General features: G+C 63.4%; 14 protein-coding genes. 6 read left to right on the top strand and 8 right to left on the bottom strand.

All coding sequences use genetic code 11. From position 1 onward, the window contains the following. Nucleotides 1-7: 7 nt before the first annotated feature. Genes AB5I84_RS06940 through AB5I84_RS06950 form a run of 3 tightly spaced genes read right to left on the bottom strand, consistent with a single transcriptional unit; the run spans nt 8 to nt 3,254 of the window. A complete protein-coding gene (locus AB5I84_RS06940) occupies nt 8-1,615 on the bottom strand; it encodes a carboxyl transferase domain-containing protein (protein WP_369455133.1) in 1,608 nt (535 codons plus the stop codon). 29 nt (nt 1,616-1,644) lie between these two features. Further along, complete coding sequence (locus AB5I84_RS06945; protein WP_369455134.1) at nt 1,645-2,808, bottom strand: isovaleryl-CoA dehydrogenase; 1,164 nt, start codon at nt 2,806-2,808, stop codon at nt 1,645-1,647. A gap of 23 nt (nt 2,809-2,831) precedes the next feature. Beyond that, complete coding sequence (locus AB5I84_RS06950) at nt 2,832-3,254, bottom strand: MerR family transcriptional regulator (protein ID WP_369455135.1); 423 nt, start codon at nt 3,252-3,254, stop codon at nt 2,832-2,834. Nucleotides 3,255-3,361: 107 nt separating this feature from the next. On the opposite strand from AB5I84_RS06950, the gene AB5I84_RS06955 reads away from it, so the two are divergent. Genes AB5I84_RS06955 through rraA form a run of 3 tightly spaced genes read left to right on the top strand, consistent with a single transcriptional unit; the run spans nt 3,362 to nt 6,803 of the window. Next, complete coding sequence (locus tag AB5I84_RS06955) at nt 3,362-5,638, top strand: response regulator (protein ID WP_369455136.1); 2,277 nt, start codon at nt 3,362-3,364, stop codon at nt 5,636-5,638. Then, on the top strand, nt 5,635-6,309 hold the full coding sequence (locus tag AB5I84_RS06960; protein WP_369455137.1) for an NAD(P)H-binding protein: 675 nt from the start codon (nt 5,635-5,637) through the stop codon (nt 6,307-6,309). Before AB5I84_RS06955 ends, AB5I84_RS06960 begins: the two co-directional genes overlap by 4 nt. Before the next feature lie 11 nt (nt 6,310-6,320). After that, complete coding sequence (rraA, locus tag AB5I84_RS06965; RefSeq protein WP_369455138.1) at nt 6,321-6,803, top strand: ribonuclease E activity regulator RraA; 483 nt, start codon at nt 6,321-6,323, stop codon at nt 6,801-6,803. Nucleotides 6,804-6,825: 22 nt separating this feature from the next. Here the strand turns inward: rraA and AB5I84_RS06970 are convergent, their stop codons facing one another. Next, a complete protein-coding gene (locus tag AB5I84_RS06970; RefSeq protein ID WP_369455139.1) occupies nt 6,826-7,311 on the bottom strand; it encodes a DUF805 domain-containing protein in 486 nt (161 codons plus the stop codon). A 391-nt stretch (nt 7,312-7,702) separates the two neighbouring features. Next, nucleotides 7,703-8,683 carry a malate dehydrogenase gene (locus tag AB5I84_RS06975; RefSeq protein ID WP_369455140.1) on the bottom strand — a complete coding sequence of 327 codons (981 nt, stop codon included), beginning with the start codon at nt 8,681-8,683 and terminating at the stop codon, nt 7,703-7,705. Between the two features lie 218 nt (nt 8,684-8,901). On the opposite strand from AB5I84_RS06975, the gene AB5I84_RS06980 reads away from it, so the two are divergent. Continuing rightward, nucleotides 8,902-10,428, top strand: coding sequence for a carboxylesterase/lipase family protein (locus tag AB5I84_RS06980; protein ID WP_369455141.1), 1,527 nt, complete (start codon nt 8,902-8,904; stop codon nt 10,426-10,428). Further along, nucleotides 10,425-10,742 carry a BolA family protein gene (locus tag AB5I84_RS06985; RefSeq protein WP_369455142.1) on the top strand — a complete coding sequence of 106 codons (318 nt, stop codon included), beginning with the start codon at nt 10,425-10,427 and terminating at the stop codon, nt 10,740-10,742. Before AB5I84_RS06980 ends, AB5I84_RS06985 begins: the two co-directional genes overlap by 4 nt. 58 nt (nt 10,743-10,800) lie before the next feature. On the opposite strand, the gene AB5I84_RS06990 is transcribed toward AB5I84_RS06985, so the two are convergent. Continuing rightward, nucleotides 10,801-11,559 (bottom strand): OmpA family protein, encoded by a 759-nt coding sequence (locus AB5I84_RS06990; RefSeq protein ID WP_369455143.1) that lies wholly within the window; start codon nt 11,557-11,559, stop codon nt 10,801-10,803. Nucleotides 11,560-11,561: 2 nt separating this feature from the next. Next, nucleotides 11,562-11,936: a DUF4398 domain-containing protein gene (locus AB5I84_RS06995; protein WP_369455144.1), complete on the bottom strand. Its 375-nt coding sequence runs from the start codon at nt 11,934-11,936 to the stop codon at nt 11,562-11,564. Nucleotides 11,937-12,266: 330 nt separating this feature from the next. Between AB5I84_RS06995 and AB5I84_RS07000 the strand changes: the two genes are divergently transcribed. Beyond that, nucleotides 12,267-12,836, top strand: coding sequence for a hypothetical protein (locus AB5I84_RS07000; protein ID WP_369455145.1), 570 nt, complete (start codon nt 12,267-12,269; stop codon nt 12,834-12,836). Nucleotides 12,837-12,843: 7 nt separating this feature from the next. On the opposite strand, the gene AB5I84_RS07005 is transcribed toward AB5I84_RS07000, so the two are convergent. Then, nucleotides 12,844-13,416: a YecA/YgfB family protein gene (locus AB5I84_RS07005; RefSeq protein ID WP_369455146.1), complete on the bottom strand. Its 573-nt coding sequence runs from the start codon at nt 13,414-13,416 to the stop codon at nt 12,844-12,846. Between the last annotated feature and the right edge of the window lie 6 nt (nt 13,417-13,422).

Consider the following 13,422-nt stretch of genomic DNA (forward strand, 5'->3'; position numbering starts at 1 on the left):
TTCTCCTTCACATGCGGAACACGCCGAAGCGCGTCGGTTCGATCGGGGCGTTGAGGCTGGCCGACAGCGCCAGGCCGAGCACATCACGGGTGCTGGCCGGATCGATGATGCCGTCGTCCCACAGCCGTGCGCTGGCGTAATAGGGGTGCGCCATGCGCTCGTAGAGGCCGACCATGTCTTGCTGGAAAGCAGCGGATTCGTCGGCATCCCATTGCTTGCCCTGTTTTTCCAGCGAGGCCGCTTTGATTTGGGTCAGCACACTGGCCGCCTGCTCGCCACCCATCACACCGATGCGGGCGTTGGGCCACATGAACATGAAGCGCGGATCGTAGGCGCGGCCGCACATGCCGTAGTTGCCGGCGCCGAAGCTGCCGCCCACCACCACGGTGAATTTCGGCACCTGGGCGCAGGACACCGCGGTCACCATTTTGGCGCCGTGCTTGGCAATGCCTTCGGCTTCGTATTTCTTGCCGACCATGAAGCCGGTGATGTTCTGCAGGAACACCAGCGGGATGTTGCGCTGGCAGCACAGTTCCACGAAGTGGGCGCCTTTTTGCGCCGCTTCCGAGAACAGCACGCCGTCGTTGGCAATGATGCCCACTGGCATGCCATGGATCCGGGCAAAGCCGGTCACCAGCGTGGTGCCGTAACGGGCCTTGAATTCGTCCAGTTCGGAGTTGTCGACGATACGCGCGATCAATTCGCGCGCCGGCATCGGCTGACGCGGGTTGGCCGGTATCAGGCCGTAGAGTTCGTTGACGTCGTAGGCCGGTGCGACCGGCTCACGCAGGTCTTGCTCCACGCGCTTGATGCGGTTCAGCCGCGCCACGGCTTGGCGTGCCAGCGACAGCGCATGCAGCTCGTCGTCGGCCATGTGGTCCGCCACGCCGGATTGCTCGCAGTGCAGCGCGGCGCCACCGAGTTCTTCAGCGGTCACGTCCTCACCGGTGGCCGCTTTCACCAGCGGCGGGCCAGCGAGAAAAATGGTGCCCTGGTTCTTCACCATGATGGTTTCGTCGGCCATCGCCGGCACATAGGCGCCGCCGGCGGTGCAGCTGCCCATCACCACCGCGATTTGCGGGATGCCACGGGCGGACATGTTGGCTTGGTTGAAGAAGATGCGACCGAAGTGCTCACGATCGGGGAACACTTCGTCTTGGCGCGGCAGGTTGGCGCCGCCGGAGTCCACCAAATAGATGCAGGGCAGGCGGTTCTCGGCGGCGATGGTTTGTGCACGCAGGTGTTTTTTCACCGTCAGCGGGTAGTAGCTGCCGCCTTTTACGGTGGGATCGTTGGCGACGATCATGCACTCGATGCCTTGCACGCGCCCGATGCCGGCCACCACGCCGGCAGCCGGCACCGCTTCGTCGTACACCTCGTGGGCGGCAAAAGCGCCCACTTCCAGGAACGGACTGCCGCTGTCCAGCAGCCGCTCGATACGCTCGCGCACCGGCAGTTTGCCGCGTTGGCGCAGGCGTTCTTGGGCGGCAGCACCGCCGCCGTCAGCGATAGTGGCGAGCCGCGCCAGCAGGTCGTCGCGCAGCGCCAGGTTATGGGTGCGGTTGGCCTGAAACTCAGGCCCGTTCACCGACACCGAAGAAACAATCTTGGTCATGGTCATTCACCGGGTGATGGGCGGGCGCCTCAGGCGGTTTCTTTGAACAGTTCGCGGCCGATCAGCATGCGGCGGATCTCGCTGGTGCCGGCGCCGATCTCGTAGAGCTTGGCGTCACGCAGCAGACGGCCGGTGGGGTATTCGTTGATGTAGCCGTTGCCGCCCAAGCACTGGATCGCGTCCAGCGCCAGCTGGGTGGCGTTTTCGGCGCAGAACAGGATGGCGCCGGCGGCGTCTTTGCGGCTGGTTTCGCCGCGATCGCAGGCACGCGCCACCGCGTAGAGGTAGGCGCGGCTGGCGTTCATGGTCACGTACATGTCGGCCAGCTTGCCTTGCATTAGCTGGAATTCGCCGATCGCTTGGCCAAATTGCTTGCGCTCGTGCACATAGGGCACCACCACATCCATGGCCGCCTGCATCAGGCCGGTGCAGCCGCCAGCCAGCACGGTGCGCTCGTAATCGAGGCCGCTCATCAGCACTTTCACGCCTTCATTGAGGCGGCCGAGGATGTTGGCTTCCGGCACCGCGCAGTCCTCGAACACCAATTCACAGGTGTTGGAGCCGCGCATGCCGAGCTTGTCGAGCTTCTGGGCACGGGAAAAACCAGGGAAGTCGCGCTCAACAATGAATGCGGTAATGCCGCGCGGGCCGGCATCGGGAGCGGTCTTGGCGTAGATCACATAGGTGCTGGCGTCGGGGCCGTTGGTGATCCACATCTTGTTGCCGTTGAGCACATAGTGGTCGCCGCGCTTGTCGGCACGCAAGGTCATGCTGACCACGTCGGAACCGGCTCCCGGCTCACTCATCGCCAACGCGCCGACGTGCTCGCCGCTGACCAGCTTGGGCAGGTATTTGGCTTTCTGCTCAGCAGTACCGTTGAGGGAAATCTGGTTGACGCACAGGTTGGAGTGAGCGCCGTAAGACAGGCCGACCGAGGCCGAGGCACGGGAGATTTCTTCCATCACCAAGGTGTGAGCCAAGTAGCCCAGGTTAGAGCCGCCGTATTCCTCGCTCACGGTGATGCCGAGCAGGCCCAGTTCGCCGAGACGCGGCCACAGGTGCATCGGAAACTGGTTGTCGCGATCGATATCGGCTGCCAGCGGGGCGATTTCCTTGGCGGCGAACTGGCGCACCATGTCCTGCAGCGCAGTCAAAGTGTCATCGAAATCGAATTTGAGGCTCGGGAACGTCATGGAGGTCTCCGTGGGTGTCGTTGTTATTCAGCGGCGCGGATGTCTTTCATGCTCGCTTTACAGCGGCGCTCGGCTTCATCCAGCTCCAGTTGCATTACTTCAATGTCGTGCAGTTGCTGACGCAGCTGCGCGCGTTTTTCGTCGATTTTGTCCAGCAGTGCTTGCAGCTGCTTGACGTTGTTGTCGGTGCTCGGGTTGTACAGCTCGATCAATTCGCGGCTTTCGTTAAGCGAGAAGCCGAGCCGCTTGCCGCGCAGGATCAGCTTCAGCTTGACCCGGTCGGCGGGGCTGTAGATGCGCGTCTGGCCGCGGCGCTGCGGCATCAGCAGCCCCATGTCCTCGTAGAACCGGATGGTGCGGGTGGTGACGTCCAGCTCGCGGGCCAATTCACCGATGCTGTAAGTCTTACCCGCCGTGCGTTTGTCGGATTGCAGTGATGTGCTCATGGAAGCGGATGCTAGTAGAAGTTTACGTTAACGTAAAGTGGTAGTGCGGTGGCGTCGTTGCCGTCGAACAGTGATAATTTGCCGCCTCGCAAACAGGGAGATGTGGCATGGGCCGTCCTGCCGCGGTCAGCAAGGACCGCAAAGTTCTTCGGCGAATTGATCTGGGCGCCGCGCGTGCTTCCCTGGTCGGCCAGTTGGCCGCCGTGCTGGTGTATGCATTGGTGGCGTATTCCGGCCATTTGTATGCCGATTTTGAAGGCATGACACTGGCGTTGGGCGTACTGCTGTTGGTGGTGACCGCCTACCGGCTGCTGATCGCCGCCCGCTTTGACAGCTTGCATGCGTCTGGCCCGGCGCGCTGGCGCAAACTGTTCGGTCTCGGTCTGCTGGCGCACGCGGCGGTATGGGGCACGCTGCTGTGCGTGGTCACCATCCACTACGGTGTCAGCTTCAATTTCTTCGCGGTGGCGCTCTACAACGTCGGCGTCAGCACCGCGCTGTCCAGCGCCTGGATGTCTGGTTTGGCGGTGCGCCAACTGTACCTGCTGATCATGCTGGTGCCCGGTATCGCCGCGCTGATGTGGCTGCGTGAGCCGCAGGCGCTGCTGCTGGCAGGTTTGCTCGGTGTGTTCCTGATTTTCCTGTACCGCATGTTCGGCCAGCTGCATGACACCTTCTGGCACGCGCTGGCGCGCGAACGCCGTCCGCAGCGTGATGAGGAGGAGGCGCCGGCCCCGCAGCGCCAGAGCGCCGCGGTGCAGTTGGGCGTGGTACACCGGTTGGCCCATGAGCTGCGCACGCCACTGAACAGCATGCTCGGCATGCTGACGCTGATCCGCGAAACCGAACTCACCGACGAGCAGCAGGAGTACCAGCTGGTGGCCGATCAATCGGGTCGCCTGCTGCTGTCCTTGATTGACGATGTGCTCGATTACAGCCGCATCCTCACCGGCCGGCTGGTGCTGAATCCGGATTTCTTTGACCTGCGCGCTGCGCTGGAACAGTCGCTGGATGCCTACGGCAACATCGCCCAAGACCACGATGTGGAATTGACCGGCGCCCTGGCCCGCGATCTGCCGCGCCGGGTGCGCGGTGACCGCGAACGGCTGATGCAGGTGCTGAACAACCTGCTCAGCAATGCCATCAAGTTTTCCACGTCCGGTGAGATCCGTCTGGATGTCAGTTTCGACATGCGCAGCGAACGCGGCGGCACGCTGCTGTGCAGCGTCAGCGACCAAGGCGTGGGGATGTCGGAGTCCACCTTGGCGACCCTGTTCGAGGACGAACTGTTGGGCCCAGATGCCGACCCCTTTGCAGTGCGCAAGGGCGGGTTTGGGCTGCTGGTGTGCAAAGGGTTGGTGGAGCGTATGAACGGTCGCATTGGCGTTGAGTCCCAGCTCGGTGCCGGCAGTCGTTTCTGGTTCGAGGTGCCGCTGGACGCCCAGCCAGACCTCGGCGAACGTGGCGATTTGCGCCGCGCGCTGCGCGATGAGCCGGTACTGGTGGTGGGCAGCGCTTCGGGCACCGCGGCGGTGCTGCAGGAGGAGCTTGGCTTCTTCGACGCCCATGTGGATGCGGTGGAGGGCTACGAGGACGCGTTGTCGCGTATGCGCGATGCCCATCGCGAGCATCGCGATTACAGCTTGGTCATCATCGACACCTACGGTCGCCGGGAGAGTGCGCTGAATCTGTGCCGCGCGGTGCAGGCGGATGAAAACCTGGCGGCATCCCGATTGCTGCTGGCGGCTGACATCGATGAGCGTGCCAATCCCGGCTTGCAGCAGTTGGTGCAGCAGAGCGACATGCTGGTGGTCACCAAGCCGCTGTACCGTACCGCCATCCGCACCACCTTGGCCGCCATTTATGGGCTCGATACGCCGGTGGTGGATGACTTCCAATATCAGGAAACCGACGAAGACCGTGCCCGGCGGCGCCGCTATCGGCTGCTGATCGTCGAGGACAACGCCGTCAACCAGCAGGTGGCGTCATTGTTCCTTGACCATCTCGGTTACCAAGCCAAAGCCGCGCCGGACGCTGAATCAGCTCTAGCGCTGCTGGCCGACGAACATTTCGACTTGGTGCTGATGGATTGCGTGCTGCCGGGCATGGACGGCTTTGAGCTGACCCGCCGCATCCGCGCTTGGGAGCGCGAGCAATGGGCGCAGCGCCAAGCTGCCACGCCGGTGTCGATGCCGCATCGCGAACAGCGCATGCCGATCATCGCGCTCACCGCCGCCACCGTGGAAGGGGTGCAGGCGCGTTGCCTCGCCGCGGGTATGGACGATTTCCTTGCCAAGCCGGTGCGGCTGGAAGAGCTGGAAACGGTGTTGATGCATTGGCTGCCATCGACACCATCGGCGCCGACCTTGGAGGTATTGCCATGAGCAGCGTGCTATTGCTCGGTGCCACCGGTTTGGTGGGGCAGGCTGCGTTGCAGGAATTGCTCGCTAGTGGCCACTGGGACCAAGTGCGCGTGCTGGCGCGTCGGCCGGCGCCGTTTGCACATCCGCGGCTGCAATGGGTGGAGCATGACTTGCGCCCGGAGACACCGCTGCCGGAATCGTTCTTAGCGGTGGACTGTGCACTCTGCTGCCTGGGTACCACGTTGCGCGACGCCGGCTCCCGTGCTGCCTTTCGGGCAGTGGACCATGATTTGATCGTGCGTTTGGCCTGCGCGATACGCGCCGCCGGCACGCCGGATTGGCTGATGGTGTCGTCCAGCAACGCCAGCGCTAACTCCATGTTTTTCTATCCGCGCGTGAAGGCGGAAACCGAGGCCGCAGTGCGGGCCTTGGCGTGGTCGTCGCTGGTGTTGGCGCGGCCGTCGCTGCTGCTCGGTGAGCGCAGTCAGCGTCGTACTGGCGAAGCGGTGGCCGGTCGGCTGATGGGCGCTATCGAACCACTGCTTGGCGCACGTACGCCGTCTTGGCGTGCGATCAAGGCGGATTGCGTCGGCCAGGCGTTGGCGGTGGCTGCCGCCCGTCGACAGCCGGGCGAGGACATCCTTTATTACCGCCAGCTCACCGAGCTGGCGGCCTGTTCAGTAACCAAGTAATGAGGTGCGACGTGGAATTTGTGACCTGCGATCTGAGCGATGCCAACGAAGGCAGCGTGGCGGTGGTAACCGGCCTGCACTGGCGCCAATTTGGCGGCCGTCACTGTTTTTCCGGTCAGATCGATACCGTCAAATGCCATGAGGACAACTCGCGGGTGAAAGAGCGCCTGGCGACTCCCGGCGCCGGCAAAGTGCTGGTGGTGGACGGTGGCGGTTCGCTGCGCAATGCCCTGATCGGCGACATGATCGCTGAGAGCGCGGTGAAGAACGGCTGGAGTGGGGTGATCATCCACGGCGCGTGCCGCGATGTGGATGCCTTGGCAGGCCTGGATCTGGGCGTGATGGCGCTCGGTTGCGTACCGATTAAAAGCGTGCGCCGCGACGAGGGTCAGTTGAACATCCCGGTGGTGTTCGGTGGGGTGACGTTCACGCCGGGGCAGTGGGTGTATGTCGACAACAACGGCATTATCGTGGCGGATCAAGCGCTGGTGTAAATTCGGCGATTGCCGGCGCGGGTCAACGGCCTGCGTGCACCTGCGTCGGCGCTTCGGCTTCACTGCGTACGGTTTCTGACAAGATCAGTGCCGAAAAGCCGGTGACGGCGACCAACACCACCGGCACCACGGCCAGCGTAAGTTTGCCATTTGGCGCCGGCATATGGCCGTAGCGATTGTCGTAGCTGTTACCGCCCATCGCCAGCAGTGCCGCCAGCAACGTCAGGTTGAACACCGGAATCAGTAGCAGCAATAGCCACCAGGCGGACAAGTTCAGGTCATGCAGGCGCCGCATTACCAGCACTACCGCGTAACCGAGCTGGGCGGCGTAGCACATCAGCACCACGTTCCACACCGATGCGGTCGGCGCACTGCCGCCGGTGAGCAGGCCGTGGCCAGCCAGAATCAGCAAGATCGCCGCATGCCCCACCAGCACCGTCAGCATCAGATAGAGCAGCAAGCGTAGGCGGCCAATACGGCTCGCGCAGAGAAAGCTGGGCTGCTGCATCAAAGGCAGTCCCTGGTGCTCAATCTGCCCGTATGCGGGCGCGGGCGGGACCCGGTAACGCATGATTCTCCCCGTGCTAGGTCAGCGCTGTGACTGGGATGGTAGTTCCGCTTTATCGGGCTGCACTATACCGACAGATGACCCGTGGATGACATGGCAATTACCGGCGCGGACGTAAAATTGCATTTATTCCATTGACCAGTGTCACGGTCTTCGCTGAGGGAGAGTCAGCGCTGGCGGCCTTTGTTGTCCAGAGGCCGGTGTAAAACGCATCCGGAGTGGGGTGCCAACGGTAGTAAGGCGCCGATGGCCGGTGCCGGATCGCGCAATAAAAATGGCGCACAACGCAAAACGGAGCCCGTAGGCTCCGTCCTGTCAAACACGCAGATGATCAGGGCAGCAGGTGCTGTACCGCATCGCGTTCTTCGGCCAGCTCCTGCTCGGTCGCTTGCATGCGGGCGCGGGAGAAGTCGTTCACATCCAAGCCTTGGACGATTTCCCAGTCACCGTTTTTGCACACGCACGGGAAGGAGTAGATCAGACCTTCCTGGATGCCATAGGAGCCGTCGCTGTAGATGCCCATGGACACCCAGTCGCCTTCGGCGGTGCCCAGCGCCCAGGAGCGCATGTGGTCAATGGCCGCGTTGGCAGCAGAGGCCGCAGAGGAGGCGCCACGGGCTTTGATGATGGCGGCGCCGCGCTGCTGTACATCAGGGATGTAGCTGTTGGCGTACCAGTCAGCATCGATCTGGTCGACGGCGATTTTACCGTCCACCAAGGTGTGGTGCAGGTCCGGGTACTGGGTGGAGGAGTGGTTGCCCCAGATCGTCATTTTCTTCACGTCGTTGACGGTCTTGCCCAGTTTCTCGGCCAGCTGTGCCATGCCACGGTTGTGGTCGAGGCGGGTCATGGCGGTGAATTGGCGCGGGTTGATGTCCGGCGCGTTGCGCTGGGCGATCAAGGCGTTGGTGTTGGCCGGGTTGCCGACCACCAGCACTTTGATGTCACGGCTGGCTACTTCGTTGATCGCCTTGCCCTGAACGGAGAAGATCGCGGCGTTGGCTTCCAGCAAGTCCTTGCGCTCCATGCCCGGGCCGCGCGGACGGGCGCCAACCAGCAGAGCGTAGTCAGCGTCCTTGAAAGCCACCTTCGGGTCGTCACTCTGAACGATACCCGCCAGCAGCGGGAACGCGCAGTCGTCCAGCTCCATGGCCACGCCCTTGAGCGCTTCCAGAGCCGGGGTGATTTCCAGAAGTTGCAGAATCACGGGCTGGTCTTTGCCGAGCATGTCGCCGGCAGCGATGCGGAACAGCAGGGAGTAGCTGATCTGGCCTGCGGCACCGGTGACCGCGACGCGAACGGGTGCTTTCATGAATCATCTCCAGTTGTCGCCCAGTGGGCGGAAAAGGGCGTGGACCGACCGGCGCAACCTGTGCGACGCCAGCCTCAGGCCCGGGCGGCGCGCATTATAAAGGACTGGCCAGCCGATAACACCCGCTGCGGGTGTGGATTGCTCGCCGACGGTGTTGCTGGCCGTCGCCATCAGGCATCATCGGAGCCCGAATCCAGTGCCGCATTGAAGGAGTGGGCATGAGCCAGGTGCAGTTGTCCTGTGGAGTGATTGAAGGCTTGCGTCGCGATGACGGCGTCACGGAATTCCGTGGCGTACCCTACGCCGCAGCCCCGGTGGGGGCGCTGCGGTTCCGGGCGCCGCAGCCGGTGTCGGCGTGGCAGGGCGTGCGCCGCGCCGACCGCTATCCGGCGGCCGCCTGGCAGGAAGCCAGCGCCATGCTCGGCGAGCCGATTGGCGACGACTGTCTGGCGCTGAATATTTGGGTGCCGTACGGCGACGGCCCATTCCCGGTGATGGTGTGGCTGCATGGCGGTGGCTACACCTCCGGCTCGCCGTCGCAACTGCTGTACCACGGCGCCAACCTGGCTCGGAGCCAAAATGTGATCGTCGTGAACGTCGGGTATCGGCTCGGCGTCTGGGGGTATGGCTGGTTCCGTCACCGCATTCCGGACGCGGACAGCAACCTCGGCCTGCGCGACCAAATCGCGGCGCTGGGTTGGGTGCAGGAGCACATTGCCGCGTTCGGTGGCGCGGCAGATCAAGTCACTCTGTTTGGCGAGTCTGCCGGCGGCTTTAGTGTGGCCACCTTGCTGGCGGTGCCCAGCGCCCGGTCGCTGTTCCACCGCGCGGTGGTGCAATCCGGTGCCGCCGACATGGTGGTCAGCCCGGAGGAAGCCCAGCGTGTTACGGAGTTGGTGTTGGCCGCCAACCCGGCACTGTTGGACGATCTCGAGCATGCACCGGCGGCGGAGTTTGTGCGCGCTCAGCGGGCCGCCATGAAAGAGCCGGTGGCGCGGGCCATGAGTGACCGCGTGCCGCAGTACGGCATGCCGTTCCTGCCGGCGGTGGACGGCGAGTTGCTGCCAGAGCCGCCGCTGCAGGCCATCGCCCGCGGTGTGGCGCGTGACAAATGGCTGTTGGCGGGTGCTTGCCGTGATGAATACCATCTGTTCGTCTATGCGCCGCCCTATAACGGCGGCAAATCCATGGACGCGCTGCGCGAGGTGGATGACAGCAGTCTGCAGAGCCGTTTCGAGCGATTGCTGCCGCAGCACCACCAGCAGGCCTGGCAGCTTTACAGCGAGCACGTCGATGTAGACCCGGCGCGCAGCCGGCTCGATATCTTCAGTGCGATGGAGTCTGACCGGCTGTTTCGGGTGCCGACCCGGCGGTTGCTGGATGCCCACGCGGCGGCCGGTGGCCAGAGCTGGGGCTACCTGTTCACCTGGCCCACCACGCTGATGGGCGTGCCGCTCGGCACCCCCCATGTGGTGGATGTGCCGTTTGTGTTCGACAACACCGAGTCGCCGCTGGGCCGACTGTTCACTGGCGGTGGACCGGGTGCGGCGGCACTGGCGCAGCAGGTGGCATCGGTGTGGGGCGGGCTGGCCCGCGGGGAGATGCCCCCCTGGCCAGCGTGGCAGGCCGGCCACGACGCGCCCCATTATTTCGGTCCCGATGGCAACGGCGAACCGTTGCTGCGCACCGCCTATGAACCGTTGTGGCAGGACGCACTGCCACCACCGACTGAGGAATCGTCATGAGCGATACTGCCCGCACACTGGAGCGCTTGGTGCGCGACGCTTTGCCGCTGAGCCACTTCGAGCTGGAGAACGAAAGCCACCGCCATAGCGGTCCGGCCACTGACTCCCATTTCAAACTGGTATTGGTGTCTGACGCCTTTGCTGGCCAGCGACCGGTGCAGCGTCACCAGCGTATCTACGCGTTGGTAAGGGAGTTGATGCCGGTGCCGGTGCATGCGCTGGCGCTGCATACCTATACGCCAGAGGAGTGGCAGCAGCGGGGCGGAGAAGCCAATCCGTCGCCGAACTGTCGCGGCGGTAGTGCGCAGGATTGAAGCAGTCACGCAGAAATGAAAAAACCCGGGCAAGCCCGGGTTTTTTTGACAGCGCCGATCACTGGGAAATGATGATTTCCACGCGACGGTTCTGCTGTCGGCCTTCGGCAGTGCTGTTGCTGGCCACCGGGTAATCTTGGCTCTTGCCTACCGCGGTGACGCGGCTGCCAGCGATACCACGGGAGGTCAGGTAACCCTTCACAGCCTCGGCGCGATCCTGCGACAGGCGACGGTTGATAGCGTCGCTGCCGGTGGAGTCGGTATGGCCTTCCACGGACACGGTGCGGTCGCTGTACTCATTCAGGTACTGCACCAGTTTGTCCAGGTTGGCGCGGGCGCCGGGCTGCAACGTGGCTTGGCCGGTGGCGAACAGTACGTCACCGAGGGTAATCACCATGCCACGGTCAGTTTTTTTTGCGTTCAGTTCCTCACGCAGCATGGCCGCTTCGCGGGTGCGGGCGTCGAGGATGGTCGCGTCGCGATCACGGGCCAATTTCTTAGCACGCTCTTCGGCGCCGCGGCGTTCGGCTTCGGCCTGGGTCAGCGCCAATTTGCCTTTTGCCATGTAGATCAGGTGGTTGATCTCAGTCGGATCTTTCTTGTCCTGCAGCGCCTGGGAGGCATTGTTCACCGCACGCTCGGCTTCACGCAATTGTACCGGCGCGTAGTTGGCGACATTAGCGTCTTGGCGGAAGCCATCCAGCTGCTGCTGGGCGGACGTCAGGTCCGGGTAGGACGGCGGCGTGGATGAGCAGCCGGCAACGGCGACAGTGGTACCCAATACCGCGGCCATGGCGGCCAGTTTAAATTGTTTCATGATTACTGTGCTCCTTGGCCGTAACGGATTTCGCTCTGCAGCGTTTGGATGTTGCGCTGCATTTCCTCAGCCGCGGCGCGGGCTTTCTGGCTATTGGCTTTGGCCATCGCCAGTTCCGCATCCAGGCGGGCTTCCTCGGCCAGACGGCGGGCGAGGTCGTTTTGCTTGTTGCTCACGGCCTTGCGGGCCAGCTCCAGCTTCTCCCGGGCGGAGGTCAGGTTGACCCGACCGTCCAGGGGAATCTCGGCGTTCTGGGCGCGAGCCACCGCCGACTCCGCCGCCGCCAGTTCAGCGGTGGGCGCCGGGGTGCTGGCGCAGGCAGTCATCAGCAGGGACGCAGCGGCAATGGTTGCCAAGCGTGCGGGAGTCAGCTTCATTGTGGACATCTCCTAAGTGACAAGGGCGTCTGCAACACCGGCCCGATAGGGCAGCGGCCGCTGCAGTCATCGTGGCGCTGCCCGGACCGGAGAGCTGGACCGGACGACGCCGAACACTGTTTCAATCAGCGGCGTTCATCGTAGAACAGCGTTTGCGGAACGAATATGTCAGTGCGTGAATTTTTACAGCTGCATGCGATTGATTTGAAACGTAAAAAAATAAAAATCAAATAATTTTGGAATGCCTTATATGGGCATGAATACAGGCTTTAGAGCGCTTCTTAGCCTGGCTTGAGGCGCTCAGTGAAGTTGAAAAATAGGGGAATGAGGGTGACTGGATTCAACATATTTTTTGCAGGTGAAGTGGCGCGCGGGGAAGCGCCGGAGCAGGTGCAGTCGCGGTTACAGCAGCTATTTCGCCTGAACGACAGTGCTGCCGCCGCGTTGTTCAGTGGCCGCCGAGTGCAACTGAAAAAGGGGGTGGATCAAGCCACCATGATGCGTTTTAAAGCGGCCCTGCGGCAGGCCGGTGCGCTCTGCGAGGTGGAACCGGCAGCGCCGGTGACGACAGCCGTAACCGCGCCGGTTCCAGCGCCTGCTGCGGAGCCGCGCTCCGCCGATATTGCCGGTGCTGCGTCAGACCGCGTGTCTGGCCAAGCGGAAACCGGCGCAGATCTCGATATGGTCGGTACTATCCGCCGCGGCGGCAGTGGTTTCAGTGGGGCGTTTTCAGTGTCGGAGGTGGGGGCTGATCTGGGGGTACAGCAGCAAGCCGTGACCTCAGTGGCGCCGGACATTTCCCATTTGAGTCTGGCGCCGGTCGGAGCGGTATTGGAAAACGCCGTCAGCGGCGAGGTGCCGGCCACGCCGGACACCAGCCATTTGACGTTGGTGCCCTGAGCCGCGCTCAGTCGTCTTGGTCGTCGCCGTCTGCGTCTTCACCGCTGGCGAGATCCGGTGCGTGGTAGAACAGGAACAACTCTTCCAGCAGCTCGGGAATGCCCATCGCCATCTGCCGCACCAGCTTGCTGTCTTGCCACAGGTCATCCAGTGCTGGGTCATCATCGAGGCCGGCGATCAGCACCATGGGCAGCAGCAGGTTGGCCGCGGTGTCTTCGTCCGCGGCGTACCAAGCGGCTTCCTGCAGATAGACCCCGGCCATGAAGCCGGCACACCAGCTGGCAAGGTCGGCGCCTTCGTCTTCGGCGTAGGGGTCGAGGCGGCAAGGTAGCTTGATCGGCTCGCCGGCGCCAAGCGTGGCGGCGATACGGTCTTTCAGGTTGACCAAGGCGGCAGCGATGTCAGCCGGTACCTGGTCCTCAGCGTGGCAGGCCGCCGGCCAGTCGGCCGGGGCTTCCGGGCCGGTGGCCACCGCGCACATCAGACCGTGGATTTCCACCCAGGTCAGGGCGTCGTCGCCGGCGTCCGTGATGAACTGGTCAACGCGCTTGCGCAGTGAAGGGTTGTTGAGGGTGTCCATGCCGCC

It is taken from the genome of Alcanivorax sp. REN37, assembly GCF_041102775.1.
Taxonomy (GTDB): domain Bacteria; phylum Pseudomonadota; class Gammaproteobacteria; order Pseudomonadales; family Alcanivoracaceae; genus Isoalcanivorax; species Isoalcanivorax beigongshangi.